Source organism: Wenzhouxiangella sp. AB-CW3 (assembly GCF_014725735.1).
Taxonomy (GTDB): domain Bacteria; phylum Pseudomonadota; class Gammaproteobacteria; order Xanthomonadales; family Wenzhouxiangellaceae; genus Wenzhouxiangella.
In genome coordinates this window covers 2,264,436-2,289,844 of record NZ_CP061368.1, presented here as the reverse complement: position 1 = coordinate 2,289,844, position 25,409 = coordinate 2,264,436, and the positions used below count along the sequence as shown (strand labels likewise).

General features: G+C 63.1%; 23 protein-coding genes. 12 read left to right on the top strand and 11 right to left on the bottom strand.

What is annotated here, in order from left to right:
• Positions 1-12: 12 nt before the first annotated feature.
• Genes IC757_RS09965 through IC757_RS09920 form a run of 10 tightly spaced genes read right to left on the bottom strand, consistent with a single transcriptional unit; the run spans position 13 to position 7,064 of the window.
• On the bottom strand, positions 13-1,041 hold the full coding sequence (locus IC757_RS09965) for a tetratricopeptide repeat protein (protein ID WP_190974172.1): 1,029 nt from the start codon (positions 1,039-1,041) through the stop codon (positions 13-15).
• Positions 1,038-1,454 carry a cytochrome c-type biogenesis protein gene (locus IC757_RS09960; protein WP_190974171.1) on the bottom strand — a complete coding sequence of 139 codons (417 nt, stop codon included), beginning with the start codon at positions 1,452-1,454 and terminating at the stop codon, positions 1,038-1,040. The genes IC757_RS09965 and IC757_RS09960 overlap by 4 nt, the downstream gene beginning before the upstream one ends.
• Positions 1,451-1,993 (bottom strand): DsbE family thiol:disulfide interchange protein, encoded by a 543-nt coding sequence (locus IC757_RS09955; RefSeq protein WP_190974170.1) that lies wholly within the window; start codon positions 1,991-1,993, stop codon positions 1,451-1,453. The genes IC757_RS09960 and IC757_RS09955 overlap by 4 nt, the downstream gene beginning before the upstream one ends.
• Positions 1,990-3,957 (bottom strand): heme lyase CcmF/NrfE family subunit, encoded by a 1,968-nt coding sequence (locus IC757_RS09950; protein WP_190974169.1) that lies wholly within the window; start codon positions 3,955-3,957, stop codon positions 1,990-1,992. Before IC757_RS09950 ends, IC757_RS09955 begins: the two co-directional genes overlap by 4 nt.
• A complete protein-coding gene (gene ccmE / locus IC757_RS09945) occupies positions 3,954-4,406 on the bottom strand; it encodes a cytochrome c maturation protein CcmE (protein WP_190974168.1) in 453 nt (150 codons plus the stop codon). Before ccmE ends, IC757_RS09950 begins: the two co-directional genes overlap by 4 nt.
• Complete coding sequence (ccmD, locus tag IC757_RS09940) at positions 4,390-4,560, bottom strand: heme exporter protein CcmD (protein ID WP_190974167.1); 171 nt, start codon at positions 4,558-4,560, stop codon at positions 4,390-4,392. Before ccmD ends, ccmE begins: the two co-directional genes overlap by 17 nt.
• Entirely contained in the window at positions 4,557-5,315 is a 759-nt protein-coding gene (locus IC757_RS09935) for a heme ABC transporter permease (protein WP_190974166.1), read from the bottom strand. The genes ccmD and IC757_RS09935 overlap by 4 nt, the downstream gene beginning before the upstream one ends.
• On the bottom strand, positions 5,312-5,968 hold the full coding sequence (gene ccmB, locus IC757_RS09930; RefSeq protein ID WP_223846088.1) for a heme exporter protein CcmB: 657 nt from the start codon (positions 5,966-5,968) through the stop codon (positions 5,312-5,314). The genes IC757_RS09935 and ccmB overlap by 4 nt, the downstream gene beginning before the upstream one ends.
• Before the next feature lie 11 nt (positions 5,969-5,979).
• On the bottom strand, positions 5,980-6,579 hold the full coding sequence (gene ccmA, locus IC757_RS09925; RefSeq protein ID WP_190974164.1) for a heme ABC exporter ATP-binding protein CcmA: 600 nt from the start codon (positions 6,577-6,579) through the stop codon (positions 5,980-5,982).
• Positions 6,576-7,064: a DUF3293 domain-containing protein gene (locus IC757_RS09920; RefSeq protein ID WP_190974163.1), complete on the bottom strand. Its 489-nt coding sequence runs from the start codon at positions 7,062-7,064 to the stop codon at positions 6,576-6,578. The genes ccmA and IC757_RS09920 overlap by 4 nt, the downstream gene beginning before the upstream one ends.
• Positions 7,065-7,203: 139 nt before the next feature.
• Here IC757_RS09920 and gor point away from each other — a divergent pair, with 139 nt between their 5' ends.
• The 4 genes from gor to IC757_RS09900 all read left to right on the top strand — a co-directional run bounded on the left by gor (position 7,204) and on the right by IC757_RS09900 (position 15,106).
• A complete protein-coding gene (gor, locus tag IC757_RS09915) occupies positions 7,204-8,556 on the top strand; it encodes a glutathione-disulfide reductase (protein WP_190974162.1) in 1,353 nt (450 codons plus the stop codon).
• 30 nt (positions 8,557-8,586) lie between these two features.
• A complete protein-coding gene (locus IC757_RS16870; RefSeq protein WP_190974161.1) occupies positions 8,587-12,621 on the top strand; it encodes a S8 family serine peptidase in 4,035 nt (1,344 codons plus the stop codon).
• Between the two features lie 107 nt (positions 12,622-12,728).
• Positions 12,729-13,442, top strand: a complete 714-nt coding sequence (locus IC757_RS09905) for a glycosyltransferase family 2 protein (protein WP_263405555.1) — start codon at positions 12,729-12,731, stop codon at positions 13,440-13,442.
• Positions 13,439-15,106: a glycosyltransferase family 39 protein gene (locus tag IC757_RS09900; protein ID WP_190974159.1), complete on the top strand. Its 1,668-nt coding sequence runs from the start codon at positions 13,439-13,441 to the stop codon at positions 15,104-15,106. Before IC757_RS09905 ends, IC757_RS09900 begins: the two co-directional genes overlap by 4 nt.
• Here the strand turns inward: IC757_RS09900 and IC757_RS09895 are convergent.
• Complete coding sequence (locus IC757_RS09895) at positions 15,057-15,872, bottom strand: TVP38/TMEM64 family protein (RefSeq protein ID WP_190974158.1); 816 nt, start codon at positions 15,870-15,872, stop codon at positions 15,057-15,059. The two genes, IC757_RS09900 and IC757_RS09895, sit on opposite strands and share 50 nt — an antisense overlap.
• Here IC757_RS09895 and queA point away from each other — a divergent pair.
• The 8 genes from queA to IC757_RS09855 all read left to right on the top strand — a co-directional run bounded on the left by queA (position 15,871) and on the right by IC757_RS09855 (position 25,403).
• On the top strand, positions 15,871-16,890 hold the full coding sequence (gene queA / locus IC757_RS09890; protein WP_190974157.1) for a tRNA preQ1(34) S-adenosylmethionine ribosyltransferase-isomerase QueA: 1,020 nt from the start codon (positions 15,871-15,873) through the stop codon (positions 16,888-16,890). The genes IC757_RS09895 and queA overlap by 2 nt on opposite strands.
• A 152-nt stretch (positions 16,891-17,042) precedes the next feature.
• A complete protein-coding gene (gene tgt, locus IC757_RS09885; RefSeq protein WP_190974156.1) occupies positions 17,043-18,152 on the top strand; it encodes a tRNA guanosine(34) transglycosylase Tgt in 1,110 nt (369 codons plus the stop codon).
• A 170-nt stretch (positions 18,153-18,322) separates the two neighbouring features.
• On the top strand, positions 18,323-20,941 hold the full coding sequence (locus IC757_RS09880) for a serine/threonine-protein kinase (RefSeq protein WP_190974155.1): 2,619 nt from the start codon (positions 18,323-18,325) through the stop codon (positions 20,939-20,941).
• A 69-nt stretch (positions 20,942-21,010) separates the two neighbouring features.
• A complete protein-coding gene (locus IC757_RS09875; RefSeq protein ID WP_190974154.1) occupies positions 21,011-21,601 on the top strand; it encodes an ECF-type sigma factor in 591 nt (196 codons plus the stop codon).
• A 108-nt stretch (positions 21,602-21,709) separates the two neighbouring features.
• A complete protein-coding gene (yajC, locus tag IC757_RS09870; protein ID WP_190974153.1) occupies positions 21,710-22,042 on the top strand; it encodes a preprotein translocase subunit YajC in 333 nt (110 codons plus the stop codon).
• Between the two features lie 56 nt (positions 22,043-22,098).
• The gene (secD, locus tag IC757_RS09865) at positions 22,099-23,961 is read left to right on the top strand and encodes a protein translocase subunit SecD (protein ID WP_190974152.1); all 1,863 of its coding nucleotides are present in this window, start codon (positions 22,099-22,101) and stop codon (positions 23,959-23,961) included.
• Between the two features lie 12 nt (positions 23,962-23,973).
• The gene (secF, locus tag IC757_RS09860; RefSeq protein ID WP_190974151.1) at positions 23,974-24,945 is read left to right on the top strand and encodes a protein translocase subunit SecF; all 972 of its coding nucleotides are present in this window, start codon (positions 23,974-23,976) and stop codon (positions 24,943-24,945) included.
• Between the two features lie 5 nt (positions 24,946-24,950).
• Positions 24,951-25,403: a hypothetical protein gene (locus IC757_RS09855; protein ID WP_190974150.1), complete on the top strand. Its 453-nt coding sequence runs from the start codon at positions 24,951-24,953 to the stop codon at positions 25,401-25,403.
• Positions 25,404-25,409 lie beyond the last annotated feature (6 nt).

The following is a 25,409-nucleotide window of genomic DNA, read 5'->3' as shown; positions in this document are numbered from 1 at the left end:
ATGAGCGTCGCTTTACAGCACCTCGTCGATAAGGACACTGGCACTGATCCGGTCGCTGACGGGAACGGCATCCGAGTTGCCTTCAAGATCGCCGCTTTGTGCCTCGGCCACACCGCCGTGGGAAATTCTGGCTGTGATTCGTATGGCATCGAAATCATCGATTCCCGCACCGCCCATCATCGTGTCGTTGCGCCCGAAACTGACCTCGGTGGGCAGCTCACCGGCGTTGAGACGATGAACCGCGAGTGGCGCACGCGGTCCGTCTGCTGCGCGCACAATGACGAACACGGTGTCATCGTCGCTGACACGCTCGGCCAGTTTGTCGTCCACGGCGAGCCTTACCACCAGTTGCGGATCGTCGACCTCGCCGTTGGCCGGATCAGTTGCCGGTTGTTGCTGGCCCAGTCCACGCCGTGCCTGCTGCAGGTACCGGCGCACCGACTCGCGAACACTGCCGTCTGACAGCAGATCATCGAGCTGTTCCAGCCGGCCAACCGCTTCTTCGTAGTCCTCGCGCTGCAGGGCATCGAGCCCCAGCAACCAGTAGGCCTTCTGCTTGCGCGGGTCCTTGTCCAGTGCATCGAGCAACAACTCTCTGGACTCTGAAGACAGGCGGGGCTGGCCTGAATCAAAAAGAAGGGTTTCGGCCAGCTCGATCTGGATGAAGGGGTTGTCCCCGTCAATGTAGAGGGCCCGTCGGAGCGCGTGTTCGGCTGACGAGTATTCCTGCAACTCTTTGTAGGCCAGGCCCATGCGAATCCACTGATCGGCATCATCAGAGTTGCGCTCCAGTTGCCGGGCGATGTCGATCAGTGCCGCCCGGATCATGGCGGCATCGCTGTCGGGCGGCGCAATGCCTTCCGGTGTTCCCACGGCCCGATAGGTGACCCAGGAGGCAGCCGGGACAAGCAGCACCACGACCAGGATCAGGACTGGCACCGCGTCGCGCCGATCACTCTTGCCAGCCAGCAGGGGCACGATGGCAAAGGCGATGGCGACCAGTACACTGGCCGCCGCGATAAGAATGAATCCGGTATTCAAAGTATTTTCCTTCGGCGTCTGACGATGACGACGGTCGAGACCAGGGCAATGACCAGCAGCAAGAGTGGACCCGCCCAAAGCAGAATGGTGTGTCCGGCCAGTGGCGGTCGGTAGAGGACGAAATCGCCGTAGCGATCGACCATGAACTCACGGATTTCCATGTCCGAGCGACCGTCCTGCAGCATGGCGAACAACTCGCGTCGGAGGTCCTGGGCCAATGGCGCATCAGAGTCGGCCAGCGACTGATTCTGGCACACGGTACAGCGGATCTCTTCGGCCAGCGCACGGAAGCGTCTCTCCTGGACCTCGTTGTCGAACGGGAACGGCTCGATGGCCGAGCCCAGCGCCATCAGGGGCACAAGGATCAGAACGAGAATCAACCTGGAACCGAGTACTGACAATTTGCTAGTCATGCTTCTTCCGCCTCCGCTCTCAACTGCATGATGCGTCGCATGAGATCCTCGAATACGGTCGCATCAATGGGTCCGATATGTTTGTGCTGGATCACGCCGCGATGGTCGACCAGGTAGGTCTCGGGGGCGCCGTAAACACCCAGGTCGATGGCCGCGCGCCCCTCGAAGTCCACCATGTGGAAACTCCAGGAGTCGCCGAACTGATCCAGCCACTTGAGCGCATTCTCGCGCTCATCCTTCCAGTTGAAGCCGACCAGCGGCACCCCGGCTTCGCGGCCGAGACGGTCGATGTAGGGGTGTTCCTCCCGGCAGGCCCAGCACCAGCTGCCCCAGACATTGATGATGTAGGGTTCGCCAATCAGCTCGGCCGTCGAGTATCTGGTCTCGGGATCGTTCAGGCCGGGGAGGGTAATCTCCGGAACCGGCTTGCCGACCAGCGGTGATTGCACTAGCTGGCGATCCTCGGCAGTCTGAAGGCCGACTACCAGCAAGACCAGCAGGCCGCCGAACACGATCAGGGGCAGCAGCATGCGGATCATGCCGGGACCTCCGCCGTTCCGGCCTGGTTGTTCTGTCTGGACTCGGCCCGGCGGCGGCGCCAGTAACGCCGGTCGCTGGCCGAGACCAGCCCGCCCAGTGTCATCAGGGCCGCGCCACCCCAGATCCAGCGTACGAAGGGCTTGATATGGATGCGAATGCTCCAGGCGCCACTGGCCGCGTCCAGTTCCTCGCCCATGGCAATGTAGAGATCACGGGTAATACCCGGTCGCAACGCCACCTGGGTCATGACCTGGCCGCCACGGTGGTAAAGGCGCTTCTGCGGGTTCATGCGGGCGACCTGGCGGTCGTTGCGGTAAACCGTGAATCGGGCTTCCTCGGCACGCCAGTTGGGCCCCTTGACCTGGGCGACCTCGTGCAGCGTGAACTGGTATCCGGCCGCTTCGACGGTCTGGCCTGGAGCGATGCGCATGTCGCGCTCGAAGGTCATCGACTCGACCATGGCCACGCCGATCAGGAACACGCCGACACCGAAGTGTGCAAGCGTCATGCCCCACTGGTGCAGGGCCAGTCCCGATCGGGTGCTGCGCCACTGGCGTGCGGCCCAGGCGATGGCGCCTGCCATGACCCAGATGCCGCCGATCCATCCGGTGATGGCGCGCAGGTTCCAGGCACCCAGGATGGCACAGATGATCAGTCCCAGCGCAATGGCAACGGCTGCACTGGCCGCCAGCGGCCGGAGGATTCGCATCACTTCGTCCTGCTTCCAGCGCGTGAATGGACCCAGCGGCAACAGGATGACGATGGGTGTCATCAGCAGGATGAACATGGCGCCGAAGTAGGGCGGGCCAACCGAGATCTGCCCCCAGCCCATGAAGTCCACGAGCAGCGGGTAGAGCGTTCCCAGCAGCACCATGGCCGCCGAAACGGCGAAGAAGACATTGTTGATGAGCAGCATGGTCTCGCGGCTCATCCAGTCGAAGCCCGGCCCGGTCATGATGCGCGGGGCGCGCAGGGCGTAAAGCAGCAGTGCGGCGCCGGTGATCAAGGCCATGAACATCAGGATGAACACGCCTCGTTCGGGATCGTGGGCGAAGGCGTGCACCGAGGTCAGCACGCCGGATCGAACCAGGAAGGTGCCCAGCAGTGACATCGAGAAGGCGGCAATTGACAGCAGCACCGTCCAGGCCGGGAACGAGCCGCGCTTCTCGGTGACCGCCTGGGAGTGCAGCAGGGCAGTGCCGATCAGCCACGGGATGAACGAGGCATTCTCGACCGGATCCCAGAACCACCAGCCGCCCCAGCCCAATTCGTAATAGGCCCACCACGAACCCAGCGCGATGCCGGCGGTGAGAAAGGCCCAGGCCGACAGTGTCCAGGGGCGGGCCCAGCGCACCCAGTCGCGTTCGACCTTGCCACCGAGCAACCCTGCAATGGCAAAGCCGAAGGCCACTGCGAAGCCGACGTAGCCCATGTAGAGCAGCGGCGGGTGGAAGATCATGCCCGGATCCTGCAACAGCGGATTGAGATCCTGGCCGTCGGTAGGTCCTGGCAGAACGCGGTCAAACGGGTTGGAGGTCAGCAGCGTGAACAGCAAGAACCCGATCGAGACGATACCCATGACCGCGAGCACGCGGGTGACGAACTCCTTGGGCAGGGTGCGCGAGAATGCGGCTACGGCCAGCATCCAGCCACCGAGCATCAGCATCCACAGCAGCAGTGACCCCTCGTGACCACCCCACACTGCGGTTAGCCGGTAATACCAGGGCAGCAGCAGGTTCGAGTTGAGCGCTACGTAGGTGATGGTGAAATCGTGATTGAGAAAGCCAATCGAGAGCGCCACGTAGGCGGCGGCCAGGAATACGAAGTGCCCAATGACCAGCGAGGGGGCCAGCCGCATCAGGGCGTCGCTGCCGCGATAGGCCCCGTACAGGGGCAGTGTCGCCAGCAGTACGGCCAGTACCAGCGCGAGAATGAGTGTGACCTGTCCAAACTCTGCAATCATTGCGGCATGCTCACTTCCGGCGGATGGCCGGCTTCTTCCAGGGCTCGCATCACTTCCGGCGGCATGTAGGTCTCGTCATGCCGGGCCAGCACCTCGTGGGCCTGGAACGTGCCGGAATCGTCCATGAAACCGTGAGCGATCACGCCCTGGCCCTCGCGGAACAGGTCGGGCAGGATGCCGTTGAAGCTCACCATTACGTCATGGGCCCCGTCGGTCACACCGAAGGTGACGGCCAGACTGTCGGGATCGCGGCTGACCGTGCCGTCGGCAACCAGCCCGCCCAGGCGAATCTGCCGATCGTGTGGCAGAGTCTGGGCGTGCACGTCACTGGGTGTGACAAAGAACATCATATTGTCCTGCAGCGCCGTGATGGCGACCACCGTCGCCGCGCTCACGCCGAGAACAATCAGGCCGACCAGGGTCAGTCTTTTCTTACGGGTTGGTGTCATCGTAGCTACCTGTTTGCAGTGCTTGCTCTTCTCGGACCTCGGCTTCGATCCGGCGTTTCCTCAATTGCGGTTGCAGGAATTGCCAGGCGATGACCGCGGCAAAGATGCCGTAGCTGGTCCAGACGTATACGGCGTATTCGAAATCAGGAATCATGCGGCTTCTCCCAGTCGGGTCTGCACCCAGCCCTTGCGCCGGTCCTGGTCGAGCAGGTCGTTGCGGGCGCGGTCGAGCAGGGCGGCGCCGAACATCAATTTTACCGCGACGGTCATCCACACCAGCGGCGGCATCATGCTTTCATGCAGGGTGGACTCGCCGGAGAACAGCCGGATTGTCGCGCCTTGATGCAGCGTGGTCCACCATTCGACTGAAAAATGGATGATGGGGATGTTCACCACACCGACCAGTATCAGGATACAGGCCACGCGCGCGCCCTTGCGTCGATCTTCGAACGCGGCGTACAGACCCATGATGCCGAGGTAGATGAACAGCAGTACCAGCATGGAGGTCAGGCGCGCATCCCAGGCCCACCACGTGCCCCACATCGGCCGTCCCCACAGCGAGCCGGTGGCCAGGCAGATAAACGTGAAGGCCGCGCCAATCGGGGCGCCGGCCATGGCCATGATTTCCACGGTGCGAATGCGCCAGACCAGGGCGATCACTGCCAGTATGGCCATGACCACGTAGCCGGCCATGGCCTGCCAGGCCGAGGGCACGTGGATATAGAGAATGCGGAAGCTGTCGGATTGCTGATAGTCCGGCGGCACGACGTAGAGCGCCTGGTACAGGCCGATGGCGGCACACAGGACGAAACCGCCCCACAGCCAGGGCGAGAGCACCTGGGCCAGGCGATAAAACGTCGGCGGTGAGCCGAGGCGATGAAAGTTGACCTTGATGGTTTTCCAGATCATTCGATATTCAGTCTCAGTGCAGCGCTGGTCGCCAGGGGGACCAGCGTAATGGCCAGAATCAGCAGTGCGCCCAGCATGCCCAGGTGAGCCCTCGCGCTCAGGTCATCGGCGGCAGCCGATACCGCGCCGGTGGCAAAGATGAGCACCGGCACAACGAGCGGAAACACCAGGATGGACAACAGGACGCTGCCGCGGTTCGTCCCCAGCGTCAAGGCGGCCGCCAGGCCGCCGACCAGGCTGAGGATCGGGGTGCCCATCAGCAGGCTCAGGACCAATACGCCCAGTGCCTCGGCGGGCAAATAAAGCATCTGTGCGGCCAGCGGTGCGAACACGATCACCGGTACCGCGGTGATCAGCCAGTGGCTGAACAACCGCGCCACGACCAGGGCGCCGGCCGGGCAGGAACCGATCCACCACTGCTCCAGCGTGCCGTCTTCGAGATCGGGACGAAACAGGTTTTCCAGCGCCAGCAGGCTGGCGAGCAGGGCGGCCACCCAGATCATGCCGGGCGCGATGGCCGAGAGCAGGTTGGGGCCGGGGCCCACGCCCAGTGGAATGAGAATGATGACGGAAAACAGAAAGATCAGCGGCATCAGTGATTCGCCGCCGTGCCGGACAGCCAGGCGCAGATCGCGTGCGACAAGTGCGGTCATGCTGCGAACGATCATTCGGGTGCCCCCGCGGCAGTCAGTTCCAGGCGTGCCAGATTGACCTCGAGGATGGGCTTGCGCTGGTGAGCCGAAAGTGCCACGGCGCCGCCGGTGGCCAGGTGCTCGGTCAGCAGTTGATCGACCAATTGGCAGCCGGCGTCATCTAGGCTGGCGTAGGGCTCGTCCAGCAGCCATAGCGAACGTGGGGCAACCAGCAGTCCGGCCAGTCCCAGGCGGCGTTTCTGCCCGGCCGAAAGGGTGCGCGCGGGGCGAAGGCCCAGTCCGGCCAGACCGGCCCGGGCCAGGGCCCGATTCTCGTTGAGTCCTTCGCCGCCGTGAAAACGACGCTGGAACGCCAGGTTTTCGCGGCAGCTCAGGTCGCCCTTGAAGGCCGGCAGGTGGCCGAGAAAGGCGGGCTGACAGTGGCGAATGACCTCGCCTTCCCAGGGGCGCAGAATGCCGGCAAGCATGCGCAGCAAGGTGGTCTTGCCGCAGCCGTTGGGCCCAAGCACGATCAGCGCCTCGCCGGCCGCCAGGGTCAGATCCACCGGCGCAAACACGCTTTCGCCGCTGCGCGCGAAGCTGGCCTGACGGGTTTCGAGCATTCGGTTCATTGGCGCACCATGCGCACATGGGCCGGCAGCGGCTCGGGCCACGTGCCTGCTATCAGCCACAACTCGGCGGCTTTCGACGGGCGAGCGCTGACCAGGGCGTGCTGGCCCAGGCGAAGTGCCAGGGCGATCAGCCAGTCGCGATCAGGCGCGATAATAAGCAGGGAAGGCTCGTCGGGCCATCGATCGGACGGGTCGTGGTTGCAGGCCGGCAGAAAATCCAGGCCGGCACTGGCAACGGCCGCAAGCAGCTGCTGATGGCGCTGCTTGTTGGCACTGGGCTGGTCGGCATGCCCTCCGGGGTTGAAGGCGGTGACTATGGCCCAGTCGCGGTGTTCTGTGAACTGGTCGAGCCGGGGGTGATGCCTGCCGATCAACACATCGATCGCCACGCCCGCCGCATTGGTCGATGGCAATACCCGGTACTCGGTCTGCAGGAAGGCCTGCAGCAGATCCGCTTGCGGGTCGCTGTATGCTGGCATGGTCATCGGCTGATTCGGACTGAATGGCTCGTGCGTTAATATTCTACCCTCCGCGGATGCGGGGTTATGACCTGGATCAAAAACAAGGATATGAAATGACTGTTATCGCCCATTGCCGCCGTTGGCGGACGGGAGCAGGGTTCGAATGAGCCGGTTTGACTACGATCTGTTCGTTATCGGTGCGGGTTCGGGAGGCGTGCGGGCTTCGCGCATTGCCGCCGGCCACGGCGCCCGGGTCGGCATCTGCGAAGAATCGCGTGTCGGCGGAACTTGTGTAATACGCGGGTGTGTGCCCAAGAAGTTGCTGGTCTATGCATCGCAGTTTGCCGAGCAGTTCGAGGATGCTGCCGGCTACGGATGGCAGCTTGGCGAGTCGACATTCGACTGGCCGGCCCTGATCGCGGCCAAGGATCGCGAGATCGACCGCCTCAACGGCATCTACATCAAGCTGCTGGAGAACGCCGGCGTGGACCTGCACATGGGACGCGGTCGCCTCGTGGATGCTCATACGGTGGAGGTCGATGGCCGCAAGATCACGGCAGAAAGAATTCTGATCGCGGTGGGGGGACGGCCGGGGGTGCCCGATATTCCGGGCCATGAGCTCGGCATCACGTCCGACGAGGCCTTCCACCTGGCCGAGCTTCCGGAGCGAGTGCTGGTGATCGGGGCCGGCTACATTGCGGTGGAGTTTGCCGGGATTTTTGCCGGCCTAGGCAGCCGGGTGACCCTGGCCTACCGCCGCGACCTGGTGTTGCGGGGGTTCGATCATGACATACGCAAGGCCGTTGATGCGGGCCTGCGCGGACGCGGAATCGACCTACGCTACCAGGTTTCGCCGGCACGTCTGGAAAGGAGCGGGGGCGGAGTAGAGGTTACGTTTTCCGACGATTCCAGCGCCGAGTACGATCAGGTGATGTTTGCAACCGGGCGCCATCCGTATACCGGGGATCTCGGGCTGGATGCTGCCGGCGTGGAAACGGGTGCCGGAACCCGGATCGAAGTCGACAACTACAGCCGCACCAGCGTGGACAGCATTTTTGCCGTTGGCGATGTGACCGATCGCATCAACCTGACGCCAGTTGCTTTGATGGAGGGGCATGCCTTTGCCGATACGCAGTTTGGCGGCATGGATCGTCCGCTGGATCACGCCGACACGCCCGCGGCCGTGTTCAGTCAGCCGCCCGTGGCTACCGTGGGCCTGACTGAGGAAGAAGCTCGGGAACGCTACGATTCGATTCGCATTTTCAGGTCGCAGTTCACCCCGATGAAATATACTCTGGCGGGCAGGCAGGAAAAGGGGCTGATGAAGCTGGTCGTTGACGCCGCTTCGGATCGCGTGCTGGGTTGCCATGTCGTCGGTCTGGATGCGCCGGAAATGATGCAGGGTTTCGCAGTCGCCGTGCGTGCCGGGTTGAGCAAGGCCGATTTTGATCGAACCATCGGCATTCATCCCACCGCTGCCGAGGAATTGGTGACCATGCGATCACCCGTTTCTTAAGTCATCAACGAAAATCTGAGCTGGAGCATCATGAAGTACATTCTGAGCCTGATACTCGCAACCGGACTGGCACTGCCCGTGGCAGGGTGGTCGGATCAATCCCATGTCATTCCCGATCAGTGGATCGTTGAGCTGGAAAGCGATGCCACCCTGCAGTACCACGGACCGCAAGCGGGGTCGGGCGCGAAGCTGATGGCCGGCGGCAGGGCTTTGGAGGCCACCGCTCCGGAAGGCCGCCGCCTGGATACTTCAGCCCCTCACGTCGTCGCCTACGCCGAGTTTCTTGACCGGGAGCGCAGCGATGTACTGGCCCGTGCCCGTGAACAGCTTGGCCGCGACATTCGTCCCCGCCATGTCTATCGCCATGTGCTCAATGGCTTCAGCGTTCGCCTTTCCGAAACAGAAGCGCGTGAGCTGGAAGCGCTGCCCGGCGTTCGACGGGTCACGCCGGACGTGGCCTGGCGCCTGGAGACCGACCGTGGTCCGCAGGTGATCGGGGCGCTGCCCGTGTGGAATGACATGGCGGACCTGTCGACCCGGGGCGAGGGGGTCGTGATTGGCGTGATCGATTCCGGCGTCAATTGGGATCATCGCTACTTTTCCGATGACCCCGAGCATACCGGGGGATACGAGTATTCCAACCCGCTGGGTGGGCAGTTGGGCGAGTGTTCCAGCGAAGAGGTCAGGTGCAATGACAAGCTCATCGGTGTATGGGATTTCACCGAGGAGGGAACCCGGGGCCGAGATCCGGACGGAGAAGGACACGGCACCCATGTCGCATCGATCGCCGCCGGCAACCCTTGGAACTTCAGTCTGGACGGCACCGACGGCACGTTCAGCACATCAGGGGTGGCGCCACGGGCCAATATCGTGTCCTACAAGGTGTGTTACTCCGAGGACTACGATGACGAGGACGTGGCTGGCCGCTGCTCGGGCAGCGCCATTACCCAGGCGCTGGAACAGGTGGTCGAGGATGGGGTCGATGTCGTCAACTACTCGATTGGCAGCGACGATGCCCTCGAGCCCTGGCAGAACCTGAGGGCCTTTCTCAACATCCGTGCAGCGGGCATCATGTTCGTGACATCGGCCGGCAACAATGGTCCCGGGACCGGAACCCTGACGAGTCCCGCCAATGCACCATGGACACTGGCGGTGGGCAGTACCAGTCATGGTCGCCGGCTTGGACATCGGGTGGATATTGCCGGCCTGACCGAACTGTTCGTCGAGCCGGGGCTCGGGCCCGAGGTTCCGCACACGATCACCGCGCCGGTCATTGCGGCCGACGATGCCGGTTCGGGCCTGAAGGGTTGCGAAGCTTACGACAGCAACGCCCTGGATGGCGCCATTGCCTTTGTCAGCCGTGGCGACTGCACGTTTGAGCAGAAGGTCAATCTCGCCGATGACGCCGGTGCGCGGGCTGTATTGGTCTACAACGATGAGCCCGGTGCCAGTGCCATTCCCATGGGCGGACTGGAAACCACCAGCATCCCGGCGGTCATGTTGGACAACGACCAGGGAGAAGAGGCGCTTGAGGCCATTCGCGCCATGAACAATCCCCAGGCGACGCTGTACGGGGAGCAGTCGCGCATGGTCAATTCCATCTGGCAGGATCGGGTCTCGGATTTCAGTTCCCGAGGCCCCGGAAGTTTTGCGCCCGACATCATGAAGCCCAATGTGATGGCGCCGGGCTACCAGGTGCTGGCCGGGCTGGTGCCCGACGAAAACTCCGTAGGCACTTCCAGCGGCACCTCGATGGCGAGTCCGCACGTGGCTGGTGCGGCCGCGCTGCTGATTGCCATGCACCCGGACTGGACGCCGGACATGCTGCAGTCGGCGCTGGAAACCACCGCCGAAGCATTGCCGGTCCGGTTGGACACGCGGGATGCCAACATGATCGAACGCGGTGCGGGTCGAATTCGTGTCGATCGGGCAGCCAGGGTCGGACTGTATCTGCCGGTGACCCCATCGGACTTCGACGACGCCAATCCCGCTCTGGGCGGCGATCCGGCTCAGCTCAACCTGGCTGGCCTGTATTCTGGCACCTGTGAAAGCAACTGCCAGTTCACTCGGACAGTCGAGGCGATTCGTTCCGGGTCATGGACGGTGGAGTACGAAGGCGATGCCGACATCGAGGTGACGCCGTCCAGCTTTAGCTTGTCGGCCGGTGAATCCCAGACCCTGGACATCATCGCATCGGCCTCCGGCGAGGGCGTCGATGGCCTGGTCAGCGGTGCCGTGGTGCTGCGGCCCGCAGATGCAGAGCTGTCGACTCAGCGCCTGCCGGTTTCGGTGACCGCGGCTGCGAAACAACCGGTCGAGATCGACATCGAGGCGCAGAACACGCGCGGTCGCGAGTCCGCCGAACTGGAAGTCCTGGCTGTCTTGAACGAAGCGGTGTATCGCAGTTCGGCACTGACCAGGCCGGAAGCCGAGTCCTTCACCCTGGCGCAAGACTGGACTCCCGACGATCCGTTTTCCGGTGGTACGGGTACCCGCACTTTCGAAGTCGAGGTGCCGGACGATGCATTGATGCTGCGAACCGATATCTCAAGCGACTCCACCCGGGGGGAACTGCGGTTGCTGGTTGGAAATGGTGGGCAGGGGCAGCCAGCCGCCGACGCGGTGGTTTGCGAACAGTCGACCACGGACAACGGTGAAGCAAGCTGTCGCATCAGCACGCCCGAAGCCGGGTCCTGGTGGATCGTCGTGCAGAACTACGAGGCGTCGTCTGCCCAGGCGCACGACTCGGTTTCCCTGGAGTTCGCCGTGCTGAAAGAGGGTGGCGATTACACCCTGGCCGCAGCCGGCCTACCCAATCATCCGGGTGGGGCGCTGGAGCTGGCCGTGGCCTGGGATCAACCGGCCATGCGTCGGGGCGAGCGCTGGATGGCCGCCATCGGCATGGCCAGCAACGAGGACGAACTGGCCGATGCCGGTGTTGTTCCGGTCACGGTCACGCGCACGGAGGCCCTGACACCGGAGGCGACGGCCATCTTCCCCGGCGAGACACTGCCGGTGGTGGTGCCCTCCGAACAGCGTCATGATCGACTGTTTTTCGATGTGGGGCCGGGCGCCGATGCTGTCGAGGTCACGGTGAATGGCAGCGCGGACGTGACCGCCGAGCTGCAGCGCATGCCCTTCGACGCGGTGGCCGACCATGCCCCTGGAACGCCGCCGGCCGATGGCAGTGTCGAAGACAGCTCGGGCAATGATTCTGGCAGCAGCATCACCCTGAGTGCCGCTGCCGCCGCCGGGCGCTGGTACGTGGTGCTGGATAACGCCGGCAACGATGAGGCGCTGGTCGATGTGTCCGTGAGCATCAGCGAGTCGTCGCCGGTCATGGCTCAGCGTGGCTTGTGGAGCCCGCGCGACCGCGTGATCAACCAGGGTATCGAGTGGCAGCAAGCCGGCCCCGGGTTCATGACCTGGTACAGCTATGATCTCGATGGCCTGCCGGTGTTTTATCAGGCCATTGGCGAGATCGACAATGACGCTTCGGTGTGGACGGCTGTTCTGGATCGCATCAGCAATGCCACCGGTGAGCGCCAGATCTACGATCCGATCGGTGAGGTCGCCCTGACCATGCTGGATGACGACAAGATGGTCTTCGCGTGGCGCCGGGATGGCTTTCATGGCAGTGAAATCATGTCGCCCGATGCGTCCCGGCGATGCCCGGACGATGGCACCGGCCCGGTTAGTTATTCGGGGCACTGGTATTCGCCGGATGTGCTGGCCGGCGGCACCACCATGATCGTCACCGATGAAGTGCAGGCCCATGTGCGCTATTACTTCGACGTTGATGGTGTCGGGCGCTGGTTGCTGGCCAGCGATCCGGAGTCCGATCCGTTCAATGAAGTCCTGGAGTTGCTGGACTATCGCGGATTCTGCCCCGGTTGTGCCGAGACCGAGCTGGAGATCCACACCGTCGGGGTCTATGAGCGCACCTTCGACAGTGAGCAGAGCGGAACCGAGCGACTGGAGTTCACCACCGCCGAACCGCTGGAGCATGTCTTCGAGATCGAAGTGCCGATCAGCAAGCTGTCTGAAAGCATGGAGTGCCGTTGAGAGTTGTCGGGAGCCCCTGAGCCGATTTGTGCCAGGGGCTATTCCGGGCTCCCCGACCAATACGAACTTCCGGGACCTTCGTGATTCAGGGAAAGAAACTCGTTGTTGTGCTGCCAGCTTACAATGCTGCGCAGACCGTCGCGCAGACGGTTCGGGAGATTCCGGGCGATCTGGTCGACGAGATCATCCTGGTCGATGACGCCAGTCAGGACGATACGGTTGAAGTGGCCGAGTCGCTCGGGATTCGTCATGTCATTCGGCATGACCGCAATCGAGGTTATGGCGCCAACCAGAAGACCTGTTACCGCAAGGCACTGGCCCTCGATGCGGATATCGTGATCATGCTGCATCCGGATTACCAGTACACGCCCATGCTGTTGCCGGCCATGGCCAGCCTGGTCGCCAGCGGCCTGTTTCCGGTGGTGCTGGGGTCGCGTATTCTCGGTGGAGGTGCAATCAGCGGAGGCATGCCGGTTTACAAGTATCTTGCCAACCGCGCCCTGACCCTGTTCCAGAACCTCTGTACCGGGGCCAAGCTGTCGGAATATCACACCGGCTATCGTGCATTTTCGGCGGAAGTGCTCCAGGCACTCAACCTGGACGGCAACTCCGATGATTTCATCTTTGACAACCAGATGCTGGCACAGATCATTCATCGCGGGTATCCGATCGGAGAGATCACCTGCCCGACGCGTTACTTCGAAGAGGCCTCGTCAATCAACCTGGCACGCAGTGTCGTGTATGGACTCGGGGTGGTCGGAGTGTCGCTTCAGCATCTGGGCAGTCGCCTGGGCCTGATCCGGCCGACCCTTTTTCAATGAACTGGCCCTGGTCCGCGTTGCCGGCCGATCGATGGCGGCTGGTCTGCTGGATCGCCGTGGTGGGCATTGCGCTGTGGCTGCGTTTGTGGCAGTTGCATCTGCAGCTCCTGCTCGACGATGAATGGCATGCGCTGCACCGGCTGATGGAGGCCGACTGGCGCTCGATTGCGCTGTCTTTCGGGCTTGCCGATTACAGCATTCCACTGACCTTGCTGTTCAACGCGCTGTATGAAAGCATCGGGCTGCATGAATGGCACATGCGGGCATTGCCATTGTTGTCCGGTCTGCTGGCTGTCGTGCTGGTGCCCGCCTTGCTGCGCCCCTGGCTGGATGGTCGCGAACGCTGTCTGCTGGGGCTGCTGATCGCGCTGTCGCCACTGCTTATCCACTTTTCCCGGCAGGTTCGGCCCTATGCGCTGGTGATCCTGCTGGGGTTTGTTGCCATCGTGGCCCTGTGGCGCTGGTGGCATGAAGAGGATCGACGCTGGCTGCTGCTGTTCGTGCCGGCAGCGGTGCTGTCGGCCTGGCTGCATGCGCTGACTGCCGTGTTCGTTGGAGCGGCCCTGACCTGGTTTGGTCTTGCGGGGCTGGGACACTGGTGGCGCCACGGTCGCGTGCAGCCGCTGCTGGTCTTGCTGGCGACAGGCATCACGACGGTGGCTGCCTGTAGTGCGCTGATCCTGCCACCGCTGCTGACCACGCCGCAGGCCATCGGCGAGAAGGCGGGGGTGGACCAGATCACTGTCGAGACCCTGTTGCGTTCCTGGGAGCTCCTGGTCGGCAGCGTGCAGCCGCTTGTGGCCATCGGCATGCTGGCCCTGGTCTTGCTGGGCGGATGGCGCTTGTGGGGTCGAGACCGTGGGTTTGTGCTTTACTGGTGCTGGTTGCTGGCGGCCTCGGTGATGGTCATCACGGTCCTGCGCCCGGCATGGATACACCATGCGCTGGTGTTTGTCCGCTACAACGCCGTGGTCCTTCCCATGCTGCTGGCGCTGGTGGCCGTGGGTACGGTCCGGCTGGCCTCCCTGCTGCCGGTCGGAACCCTGGCCCGGGCACGGCCGGCGATGCCAGTGGTCGCCGGTTTGCTGCTCGGCTCGGTGCTCTATCTAAGTGGTCCCTTGCCCAAGCTCTACGGGAGTATCAACCAGTTCACCAACGCCACCCGGCACCAGTTCGACTACAACGCCGAACGCACACCTTTCGCTTTTCTCGAAGAATTGCCCGTGCCGGAGTTCTATCGCGACATCGCGGCGGCCGATGGCCGCTGGGAAGTGATCGAGGCGCCGTGGCATTTCGAGACCACGATGAGTCCGTTGGGAGAGTATCAGCAGGTTCACGGGCGACCCGTGCGTATCGGAATGATCTCCGGTCTGTGCACCGACTGGACCTGGGGAGAGGTGCCCCTGTCCGATCGTGACCGGATCAAGCTGCCACGATTTGTGCACCTCTCCGAGTTGGCAGCCCATCCCGAAAAGGCCCGGCATCGCTTCGTGGTCTTCCACCTGGAACCGGCCTTCGAGCCCGTGCGGCCATTGCCACCCGTCGATGAATGTGTTGATGCCTTCCGTGACCGGTTTGGATCCCCCTGGTTCGAGGATGATCGACACGTGGTCTTCAGGCTGGCGGGGGCGTCAGACGACGACGGGCAAGCCAGCCGGCCATGATCAGCGCAACCAGTCCCAGCAGGGGCAGCCCGATTTCCGGGCGCATGAGCAGGCCGGGGCCAAGCATGGTGCGGGCCTCCACCAGCGAGCCCAGTCCGGCGCCCACCGCCGCATAGACCAGGGTGATCGGCACCAGGCCGGCTGCGGTGGCCGCGATAAAATGCAGCAGGCCGATGCGGGTCACTGCGGCGGCCGCGTTGACGGCAAAGTAAGGGGCGACCGGAACGATGCGCAGCAACACCAGGTACCAGGTTGCATCCCGTTCCAGTGCCCGCAGCCAGGGAGCCATCCGACTGTAGTCCATCTGTGCACGCAATCGCCTGCCACCAAAATGCCGCATCAGAATAAAGGTCAGGGCGGCGGCCAGCAGCGCACCAATCAGGGCGGCCAGAAAGCCCTGAACAATGCCGAACAGGTACCCGGCGGCCAGGCAGAACAGCGTGCCCACCGGCAGGGTCAGGGTAGCCAGCAGCGCGAACGCGGCGATGTAGACCATCAGCATGGCCAGCCGGTGTTCGCGCTTGCCCTGCTCGATGGCGGCCAGCAATTCCATCAGCCATTGCGAGTTCGGGCCCAGCAGCGCGAGCACGGTCGCGATGAAAATCAGGGCCAGCATCAGGCAGATGGTCAGGGCAAGGCGGTTGGGGCTCATCGGGAGGGAATGGTCGGATTCGGCGCCTGAGGGCATGATACAGGGATGGTGGCAGTCCGAAAACCGGACGGTCAGCAAGTACAATTGCGCCAGTTCCCAACGCAGCGCCTTCATGAAGGTATCCGATTTTCATTTTGATCTGCCCGAGCATCTGATTGCTCAGTACCCGCTGTCGCAACGCTCGGCCAGTCGCCTGCTGCATCTCGAACGCAACACCGGTCGCTGCCACGATCGACAGTTCACCGACCTGCCGGAGCTGCTGTCGGCGGGAGACCTGCTGGTGTTCAACAACACCCGCGTTGTGCCGGCGCGGCTCCATGCACGCAAGAGCAGCGGCGGGCGGGTCGAGGTCATGCTTGAACGCATGCTTTCATCCCGCCGGGCACTCGTCCAGCTTCGCGCCAACCGTAGAGTCGCCGATGGCACTCGGCTCCAGGTTGCCGACCTGGCCGAGCTGGTGGTCGTTGAACAGCAGGACACGTTTTGGGTGGTGGAGGTCCTGTCCGGTCCGGACTGGACCCAACTGCTCGAACAGGCCGGGCACATGCCATTGCCGCCCTATATCTCGCGCGCCGATGAGGCGCTGGACGAAAGTCGCTACCAGACAGTCTACGCACGCGTGCCCGGAGCCGTCGCCGCGCCGACTGCCGGGTTGCACTTCGACGATGCAATGATGGAGCGACTGCGGGCGCAGGGCGTCGAGATGGCCTGGTGTACCCTGCATGTGGGTGCCGGCACCTTTCAACCGGTTCGGGTCGAGCATGTCGAAGACCATCGCATGCATGCCGAATGGCTTGAAGTCGACGACGCCCTGGTCAGCCAGGTGCGGGCTGCTCGGGCACGTGGAAGCCGGGTCGTGGCAGTGGGAACCACGGCCGTTCGCTCGCTGGAAACGGCCGTTGCCTCGGGAGACATCGAAACGTTCTCGGGTGATAGCCGGCTGTTCATCCACCCCGGATACCGTTTTCGCGTGGTCGATGCCATGGTGACCAATTTCCACCTGCCCGGATCAACGCTGCTGATGCTGGTCAGCGCCTTTGCCGGACGTGAGAACGTGCTGGCGGCGTATCGGCATGCGATTGACCGGGAGTATCGGTTTTTCAGTTATGGGGATGCGATGTTTTTGGGGTGATGGGGGTGAAGTGTGGAGTGTGAAGTGTGGAGTGTGAAGTGTGGAGTGTTAGGTGTTAGGTGTTAGGTGTTAGGTGTGGTGGGGCGATTAGGGGTCTGAATGGTTGGGCTGGGAAGCAGTCGGGTAACAAGCGAGTAAGTGAAGCAACGGCGATGAATTTTGATTTGGTGACGACAGATGGACAGGCGCGGCGCGGGCGGCTGCGGTTTCCGCGGGGTAGCGTGGAGACGCCGGCGTTTATGCCGGTGGGGACTTACGGTACGGTCAAGGCGATGACGCCCGAGGAGTTGCGTGCGACCGGGGCCGAGATTGTGCTTGGCAATACCTTTCACCTGATGCTCAGGCCGGGCACGGAGGTGATCGGTGCGCATGGTGATCTGCACGATTTCATGGGTTGGTCGGGTCCCATTCTGACCGATTCCGGCGGCTTTCAGGTGTTCAGCCTGGCCGATCTGCGGAAGATGGACGAGGAGGGGGTGACGTTTGCTTCGCCGGTGGACGGTTCGAAGGTTTTCCTGGGGCCGGAAGAGTCCATGCGGGTGCAGCGCAAACTGGGCTCGGATATCGTCATGATCTTTGACGAATGCACGCCTTACCCGGCCACCGAGCAGCAGGCGAGCGAGTCCATGGAGCGTTCGCTGCGCTGGGCCGAGCGTTCGAAGACCGCCCATGGCGACAGTCCGGCCGCCCTGTTCGGAATCGTGCAGGGCGGCATGTATCCGGGCTTGCGTCAGCGATCGGCACAAGAGCTGATTCGCATTGGTTTTGACGGCTACGCCATCGGCGGGCTGTCGGTGGGTGAACCTCCCGAGGAGCGTGAACGGGTACTCGAAGCGACGACTCCACTGCTGCCCACCGACCGGCCCCGCTACTTGATGGGTGTGGGTCGCCCCGAGGATCTGCTCGCCGCCGTGGAGCGCGGTGTGGACATGTTTGACTGTGTGATGCCAACGCGCAATGCACGCAACGGACACCTGTTCACCAGCCGTGGCGTGATGAAGATACGCAACGCCCGATACCGAATGGATACCCGGCCGGTGGATGAAGAGTGCGAATGCTATACCTGCTCGAACTACTCCAGGGCCTATATCAAGCACCTTCACAAGTGTAATGAAATCCTTGGACACCGCCTGGCCACCATCCACAACTTGCACTACTACCAGCACCTGATGCGGCAGATGCGCGAGGCCATTGCCGACGCTACGCTTTCCGAGTTGAGCGCCGGTCTGAAAGCACAATGGGAGCAGGGCGTGCCGCCCTGAACTCGGTCTGTAATCGTGCCGGATTGACAGCAAGCACCTCCCGGACAGGCCGGGAGAAAGGGACCAGATCCTTGAACGACCCGGTGTCATTGCCAAGGATGAGCACGACATTTGCGACATAAGCGCGGCGCGCGTAGAGTTGCTTGCAGGGAGAACGTGCAGGTCATCAGATGGAGCACCGCCTGACCAGAATTCGACGCCGGGCGCTGAATCGGCTGCTGGATCAATACCTGGAACTCGATGGCCAGCCGGACCGCAACAGGTTCCGGGCCGAGTGCCGCAAGCGCTGGCCAAGACTGGGGCGTTGGTTCGAGGTGATGGTGCAGGCCAGCGAGTCGGATGCGACTCTCGCGGAACAGGTGCCGGAGTCTCTGGCTGCCAGTGCCGTGGAAGCTCGCCGCGAGGCGGTCGAGCCGGCCTCGCAGGTTCCGGGGGCTCTGCTGGGCCCATGGCGGGTTCTGGAAGAGGTGGGTGTCGGCGGTATGGGCCGGGTCTACCGTGGAGAGCGCGCCGACGGTGCGTTTGAAAAAGAGGTGGCCATCAAGCTGATTGCCTCGCCTCGCCCGGGGCTTTCCGAGCACCTGAAGCGAGAATGCCGCCTGCTGGCCCGCCTGGATCATCCGGCCATCACATCCCTGGTCGATGCCGGCATTGCCCAAGATGGGGCGCCGTTCGTGGTTATGGAGTGGGTCGAGGGGGCGGATCTCGAGCACTGGCTTCGTGAGCACCGGCCCGATGTGAGGCAGCGGCTTAAGGTATTCAGAAATGTCGTGGCCGCCGTTTCACATGCCCATCAGCGGCTCGTGGTTCACGGCGATATCAAGCCCGGGAATGTCCGCATGCGGGCAGACGGCCAGGTCAAGCTCATGGATTTTGGCGTCGCCTCCCTGCTGAGCGATCATGGAGAAACTTCTGCCCCCCTGCGCGGCGCCACCCCGGGCTATGCCGCGCCCGAACAGCTCAAGGGTGAAGCGGTCACCACGCGCAGCGACATCTGGTCGCTTGGTGCGCTCCTGTCATGGTTGCTGTATGGCCGTGCTCCCGACGAAGACGCTGAGCTTGAAAAGGTCGCGGATCTTTCCGGGAGTCGCGCGCGGGAGCTGGAGGCCATGGTCGCCATGGCCTGCGCCGAGGATCCCGAGCAGCGCTATGCCTCGGCCCAGGCGCTGGCGACCGATGTCGAGAATTACCTGGGGCATCATCCGCTTCTGGCGCTGCCGCCCTCACTGCCGGTACGGATACTCAAGTATGCGCGCCGCAACACCCTGGCTTTTGGCGCAATGGCGGCGGTCGTGCTGGCGCTGGTGACCGGCGTCATTTCATCGACCCTGCTCTATCTGCAGGCAGAAGCCGAGCGCGAGCGTGCCGAGCGGCACCTGGACGAGCTTGAGCAGGTGGCGCAGTTTCACGAACAGCAGCTTGGACAGATCGATACCGCGCTGATGGGTGTCCGCCTGCGCGAAAGCCTCGTGGAGGAAAGTCGAGGCGGGCTGCCCGGGCCGGACCGGGTTGAGTCGGCCGACGCCCCGGTCCCGCCGGAGTTCGAACGCCTGCTCGGCGAGGTCGATTTCACCGGCCTGGCACTGAACTGGCTCGACGAGATCGTGCTGGAAGAGGCGGTTCGGGGAATCGATTCCCAGTTCTCCGATCAGCCACTGATCCGGGCGCGGCTGCTGCAGGCCGTTGCCAGCACCTTGCGTTCGCTGGCGCTGATCGACCGCGCCTGGCCCTTGCAAAAGGAAGCGCTGGAAGTTCGCCGGAAGGTGTTGGGTGCGAAGCATCCGGCCACACTGGATTCGCTGGGCAGCAAGGCGCGCCTGCTTCGGGAGCAGGGCGATCTGGCCGATGCCGAAAAGCTGACCGGGAAGGTGTTGGAAGCGCGGCAGCGGGAGCTCGGTGAGGACCATCCCGATACCCTCGATTCGTTCCAGGAGATGGGGGCCACGCTGCGACAGAAAGGGCGTTTTGAGGAGGCTGAAGAGGCCTACCGCCAGGCGCTGCAAGGCCGGCTGCGCGTGCTGGGCGAGGATCACCCGAAAACCCTGTCTTCCAAGGGCAGCATGGGGGTGCTGCTGGTGGCCATGGGGCGGCTTGAAGAGGCTGAGCCTTACATGCGTCAGTCGCTGGAGGGCAGGCGACAGGTGCTGGGCAACACCAGTCGCGCTACCCTGATGTCCATCAACAACATGGGCGTGCTGATGCGCCACATGGAAGAGTACGCCAAGGCCGAGCGCTATTACCAGGAGGCGCTGGAGCGCAGCCTTGAGGTGCGGGGTGAGGACCATCCGTCAACGCTGGACATCATCAACAATATCGGTGCGCTGCTCGACCGGCAGGGCCGTGTCGAAGAGGCGGTGGATTACTACCGGCGGTCAATGGAGGGCAATCGCCGCATACTGGGCGACATGCATCCCAATACCCTGAACTCGACGCATAATGCTGCCTGGGCGTTGCGCGAGACCGGGCATCTTGACGAGGCCGAAGCGTTGGGCGCCAGGTTGCTCGAAGTGGGTCGCCAGGTGCTGCAGCCCGGGCACTGGCATGTCGGCATGTTTGCGGCCAACTACGGCAAAACGTTGCTCGAGTTGGAAGAATTCGGCCAGGCTGAGTCCTTGCTGCTCGAGTCATACGATATCCTTTCAGAAGCGCTGGGAAAGGATCACTCGCTGACCGGGGAAATCGCCGAGCATGTGGTCGATCTCTACAGCGTGTGGGACGATGCCGCACCCGGCGCCGGTCATGATCGGAGCCGCCGCGAGTGGGAGGCACTCGCGGGCCGGGGCAATTGATTCGGCTGCACTCGGACAGGGCCCCGGCAGGGCACGGTGCGGGTTTGCCGAACGGAAGGAGGGTTGACCATGAACAGCGATGATGCCGACCGGCAGCAGATGGACGATGCGGGGGAAGTCACCCACCTGCTGGAACGCCTCCAGCAATCACCGGAGTCACTGGAGCAGCTCATCGCGCTGGTCTACGATGACATGCGTCGAGTGGCTCACTTTCAGCGCGGCAACGCGAGCGGCGGGGCTCCGCAAACCACGATCCTGGTCCATGAGGCGTTTCTCAAGGTCTTCGGCAAGGACACCCCGGCGGTACAGAATCGCAAGCACCTGCTGCGCCTGACTGCCCTGACGGTGCGCCAGTTGATCGTCGATCATGCGCGCGCCAGGCTGAGTCAAAAGCGGGGGCAGGGGGCAGTACACGTTGAACTCAGCGACCACTCGGCATCGGTGTCTCGCGAGGAGGCCGAGCGCGTGCTCGTGATCGAGGAGGCCATCGACAGGCTGCAGGAGCATGACGCGAAGCTCGCCGAGCTGGTTGTCGGCAGCTATTTCGCCGGCTATTCCGCGGCCGAGCTGGCCGAGTTGAGCGATTGTTCGTCACGCACCATCAATCGCGAGCTCAAGCGTGCCCGGGCGTGGCTGCGGCTGGAAATGCACGCATCCTGAGCCGTCCCGGCTGGTCGGCTGACGATGGCTGTGCAATAATAGCCTGTTTGGATCCGACGCGATCCGTCCCAAGATAACCTGATACTCGAATACCCGAGGAAACCAACTATGGATTTTCTGATTGCCAGTGCCATGGCCCAGGATGCAGGCGCCCAGGAACCGAGCATGCTGGCCAGCCTGATTCCGCTGATTCTGATCGTCGTCATCTTCTGGTTTCTGCTGATCCGGCCGCAGATGAAGCGTAACAAGCAGCACCGTGAGCTGGTGTCCGGCCTGTCGGTAGGCGACGAAGTCGTGACCGCCGGCGGCATGCTGGGTCGCATCACCGAGGTTGGCGAAAGCTTTGTCTCGCTGCAACTGAACAAGGATGTCACCATCAAGTTGCAGAAACATTCCGTGGCGCAGGTGGTTCCGAAGGGAACCATGGATTCCGCCCACTGATCCAAGTATCGCGGGCCTGAAGTCTTGCGATCCCCGGAATTTTTGAAATATATCCCATGAACCGAACTCCCCGTTGGAAGTATGTCCTGCTGATCATCGTGATTCTTGCAGGCATCATTTACGCCCTGCCCAACATCTTCGGCGATGATCCGGCCGTGCAGGTGTCCTCGATGCGCGGCTTCGAGCTCGAGCCGGAACTGACCGGTGAGGTTGAGCGCAGCCTGGAAGCTGCCGGTATCGAGTACCGGCACATCGAGTTCGAACCACAGCGGCTTCTCGTGCGGTTCGAGAACACCGACCGTCAGTTGCGCGCCGCCGATGTGCTGCGTGAGGATCTGAGTGACGAAGATTATGTCGTGGCACTCAACCTGGCACCGGCAACTCCGCTCTGGCTGGCGCCGCTGGGCGCCGAGCCCATGGTGTTGGGGCTGGACCTGCAGGGCGGGGTGCACTTCCTCATGCAGGTCGACATGGATTCGGCCCGCGAGCAGCAGCTTGAACGCTATGTCAGCGATCTGAGAAACATCCTGCGCGATGCCGGCATTCGCTATCGCTCGGTGCGGGTTGATCGCAATGCCGTCGTGGCGGAGCTGCGTTCCGCGGAGGACCGGGATGCGGCCATGCAGGCCATCGGCCGCGAGATCGACGAGCTGGAACTCGAAGCCCGTGACGCAACCAACACCTTCAACGTCCGCGCCACCATCGACGAAGAGTATCTGGATGAACTCCAGCAGACCGCCCTGCGCCAGAACATCACCACCTTGCGCAACCGCGTCAACGAGCTGGGGGTTTCCGAGCCCATCATCCAGCAGCAGGGTTCGGATCGCATTGTCGTTCAGCTGCCCGGTGTCCAGGACACGGCCGAGGCCAAGCGAGTGCTGGGTGCCACGGCCACCGTCGAGTACCGGGCCGTGGATGAGCAGAATGACCCCTACGAGGCGCAGCGTACCGGGCGGGTGCCGCCGGGATCGCGGCTGTATTTCCATCGCAACGGCGAACCCCTGCTGCTGTCGCGCGAGGTCATTGCCTCTGGCGACAACCTGATCGGTGCCGCCGCCGGCTTCGATCAGCAGACCGGCCAGCCCAATGTCGTGGTCACGCTGGATGGTGTCGGTGCCCGACGCATGCTGGATCACACCAGCCAGAATGTCGGCAACCGCATGGCGGTGGTGTTCATCGAGCACCGGCCGGAGACGCGTATCGAAGATGGCGAGGAGGTGCATACCACCCGCCGTGTCGAGGAGGTCATTTCCGCGGCGGTCACGCGCGAGCCCTTCGGGCGTCGCTTCCAGACCACCGGGCTGGGCTCCTCGACCGAGGCCGCGCAGCTGGCCATGCTGCTGCGCGCCGGTGCGCTGGCGGCACCCATGCAGATCATCGAAGAACGTACGGTCGGCCCGAGCCTGGGGCAGGACAACATCGATCAGGGCTTCCGCTCGGTAATCATCGGCTTTGCCCTGGTGCTGGTCGTGATGGCCTTCTATTACAAAGTGTTCGGCCTGGTCGCCAACCTGGCGCTGACGGCCAACCTGGTGTTGATCGTCGCGCTGCTGTCGATGCTGGGGGCAACGCTGACCCTGCCCGGCATCGCCGGGATCGTGTTGACCGTTGGTATGGCCGTCGACGCCAATGTGCTGATCTTTGAACGAATACGCGAGGAGCTGAATAACGGCAACACGCCACAGGCGGCCATTCGTGCCGGTTACGAGAAGGCTTTCTCGACGATTGCCGATGCCAACGTCACCACGCTGATCGCGGCCATCGTGCTGTTCATGTTCGGAACCGGACCGATCAAGGGCTTTGCCGTGACCCTGAGCCTGGGTATTGTCACTTCCATGTTCACTGCCATTCTCGGCACCCGTGCTGTCATCGGCCTGATTTACGGTGGTCGCAAGCGGGTCAAGGCCCTGGCGATCTGAGGAATTATCACCATGCAAATCATCAAGCCAGATACCAAGATCGACTTCATGCGCCTGCGCAATGCGGCGCTGGTTCTTTCGGCCCTTGTCCTGCTGGTCGGCATCACCGCACTGGTGGGGCGCGGCCTCAATTTCGGCCTGGACTTTACCGGCGGAACGCTGATCGAGGTCGGTTACCCTACGGCACCGGAGCTGGCCGAGGTTCGCGAAGCCCTGGCCCAGGACGGTTTTGACGACTTCACCGTGCAGACCTTCGGCACGGCGCGCGAGATCGTGGTCCGCATTCCGGTCGGCGAAGCCGACGAGACCGGCGCCGACCTCAGTACCCGGGTGCTCGAGGCGCTTCAGCGCCATGAGGCCGGCATTGACATGCGCCGGGTCGAGTTTGTCGGCCCGCAGATTGGCCAGGAGCTGGCCGAACAGGGTGGGCTGGCGCTGCTCTATGCGCTGATCGGCATTCTGCTTTATGTGTCTTTCCGTTTTCAGTGGCGCTTTGCCGTGGGCGCGGTCGGCGCCCTCGTGCACGACGTGCTGCTGGTGGTCGGATTGCTGGCGCTGTTCCAGGTCAACTTCGATCTGACCGTGGTTGCCGCCATCCTGGCCGTGATTGGTTATTCGCTCAACGACACCATCGTGCTCTACGATCGATTGCGCGAGAACTTCCGCGTCAAGCGCAAGGGCACGCCGGAAGAGCTTTGCAATCTGTCGATCAACCAGATGCTGGGCCGCACCATCATGACCTCCATGACCACGCTGCTGGTGTTGTTGGCGCTGCTCTACTTTGGTGGCGAGATCATCCATGCCTTTGCCTTTACGCTGATCATTGGCGTGTTGGTCGGTACCTATTCCTCGATCTACATCGCCGGTAACCTGGCGTTGATCATGGGTGTGTCCAAGCAGGACCTGATGCCGGTCGAAAAGGAAGGATCCGACCAGCCTGATACGGAAGTGCTGCCCGAGCGCTTTCGCAACCGGGAGGCCTGACCGAGGTGAGGACGGGTCGGTACGCTCTGCTGCTTTGCCTGTTGTGGCTTGGCGCGGCACAGGCCAGTGATGAAGGGGCGCGCTTCCTGGTCGAGTTCGAGCTGTGGCTGCACGGCGAAGTCCAGGGCGAGCCCAGCATGATCGTGGAAGCCGGCCAGCCCGCCATGGTTGAAGTGGGGGGCAGCGATTCGGGCTGGCGCATCGAGGTCGAGGTAGAGCGGCCGGCTGCATACGAATCTGCGCCCGACCATGCCGTGTGGCTGCACCTTGCGGTGCATGAACAGATCGATGGCGAGTGGGAAGTGCTGGCCGATACCATGCTGGGCGTGCCGGAAGGTCAATCCGGGTTACTGATGGTGGCCGAAGAGGGGGCTGCCGAGCCTATCCCGGAAACCAGCACCGTTTTCCTGCGCGCAACCACATCACGCCTGCAATCGGGCGACATGCCCTCCGACTGAGTCCGG

Bases quoted from the DNA above. Each gene is read 5' to 3' on its own strand.
- ccmD (WP_190974167.1), bottom strand. From the start codon at position 4,560: ATGATTCCTGATTTCGAATACGCCGTATACGTCTGGACCAGCTACGGC.
- IC757_RS09955 (WP_190974170.1), bottom strand. From the start codon at position 1,993: ATGATCCGCATGCTGCTGCCCCTGATCGTGTTCGGCGGCCTGCTGGTC.
- IC757_RS09900 (WP_190974159.1), top strand. From the start codon at position 13,439: ATGAACTGGCCCTGGTCCGCGTTGCCGGCCGATCGATGGCGGCTGGTC.
- ccmA (WP_190974164.1), bottom strand. From the start codon at position 6,579: ATGAACCGAATGCTCGAAACCCGTCAGGCCAGCTTCGCGCGCAGCGGC.
- IC757_RS09935 (WP_190974166.1), bottom strand. From the start codon at position 5,315: ATGATCTGGAAAACCATCAAGGTCAACTTTCATCGCCTCGGCTCACCG.
- secF (WP_190974151.1), top strand. From the start codon at position 23,974: ATGCAAATCATCAAGCCAGATACCAAGATCGACTTCATGCGCCTGCGC.
- queA (WP_190974157.1), top strand. From the start codon at position 15,871: ATGAAGGTATCCGATTTTCATTTTGATCTGCCCGAGCATCTGATTGCT.
- IC757_RS09950 (WP_190974169.1), bottom strand. From the start codon at position 3,957: ATGATTGCAGAGTTTGGACAGGTCACACTCATTCTCGCGCTGGTACTG.
- IC757_RS09960 (WP_190974171.1), bottom strand. From the start codon at position 1,454: ATGACTAGCAAATTGTCAGTACTCGGTTCCAGGTTGATTCTCGTTCTG.
- IC757_RS09920 (WP_190974163.1), bottom strand. From the start codon at position 7,064: ATGACCATGCCAGCATACAGCGACCCGCAAGCGGATCTGCTGCAGGCC.
- IC757_RS09875 (WP_190974154.1), top strand. From the start codon at position 21,011: ATGAACAGCGATGATGCCGACCGGCAGCAGATGGACGATGCGGGGGAA.
- ccmE (WP_190974168.1), bottom strand. From the start codon at position 4,406: ATGACACCAACCCGTAAGAAAAGACTGACCCTGGTCGGCCTGATTGTT.
- yajC (WP_190974153.1), top strand. From the start codon at position 21,710: ATGGATTTTCTGATTGCCAGTGCCATGGCCCAGGATGCAGGCGCCCAG.
- ccmB (WP_223846088.1), bottom strand. From the start codon at position 5,968: ATGACCGCACTTGTCGCACGCGATCTGCGCCTGGCTGTCCGGCACGGC.
- secD (WP_190974152.1), top strand. From the start codon at position 22,099: ATGAACCGAACTCCCCGTTGGAAGTATGTCCTGCTGATCATCGTGATT.
- IC757_RS09895 (WP_190974158.1), bottom strand. From the start codon at position 15,872: ATGAAGGCGCTGCGTTGGGAACTGGCGCAATTGTACTTGCTGACCGTC.
- IC757_RS16870 (WP_190974161.1), top strand. From the start codon at position 8,587: ATGAAGTACATTCTGAGCCTGATACTCGCAACCGGACTGGCACTGCCC.
- IC757_RS09880 (WP_190974155.1), top strand. From the start codon at position 18,323: ATGGAGCACCGCCTGACCAGAATTCGACGCCGGGCGCTGAATCGGCTG.
- tgt (WP_190974156.1), top strand. From the start codon at position 17,043: ATGAATTTTGATTTGGTGACGACAGATGGACAGGCGCGGCGCGGGCGG.
- gor (WP_190974162.1), top strand. From the start codon at position 7,204: ATGAGCCGGTTTGACTACGATCTGTTCGTTATCGGTGCGGGTTCGGGA.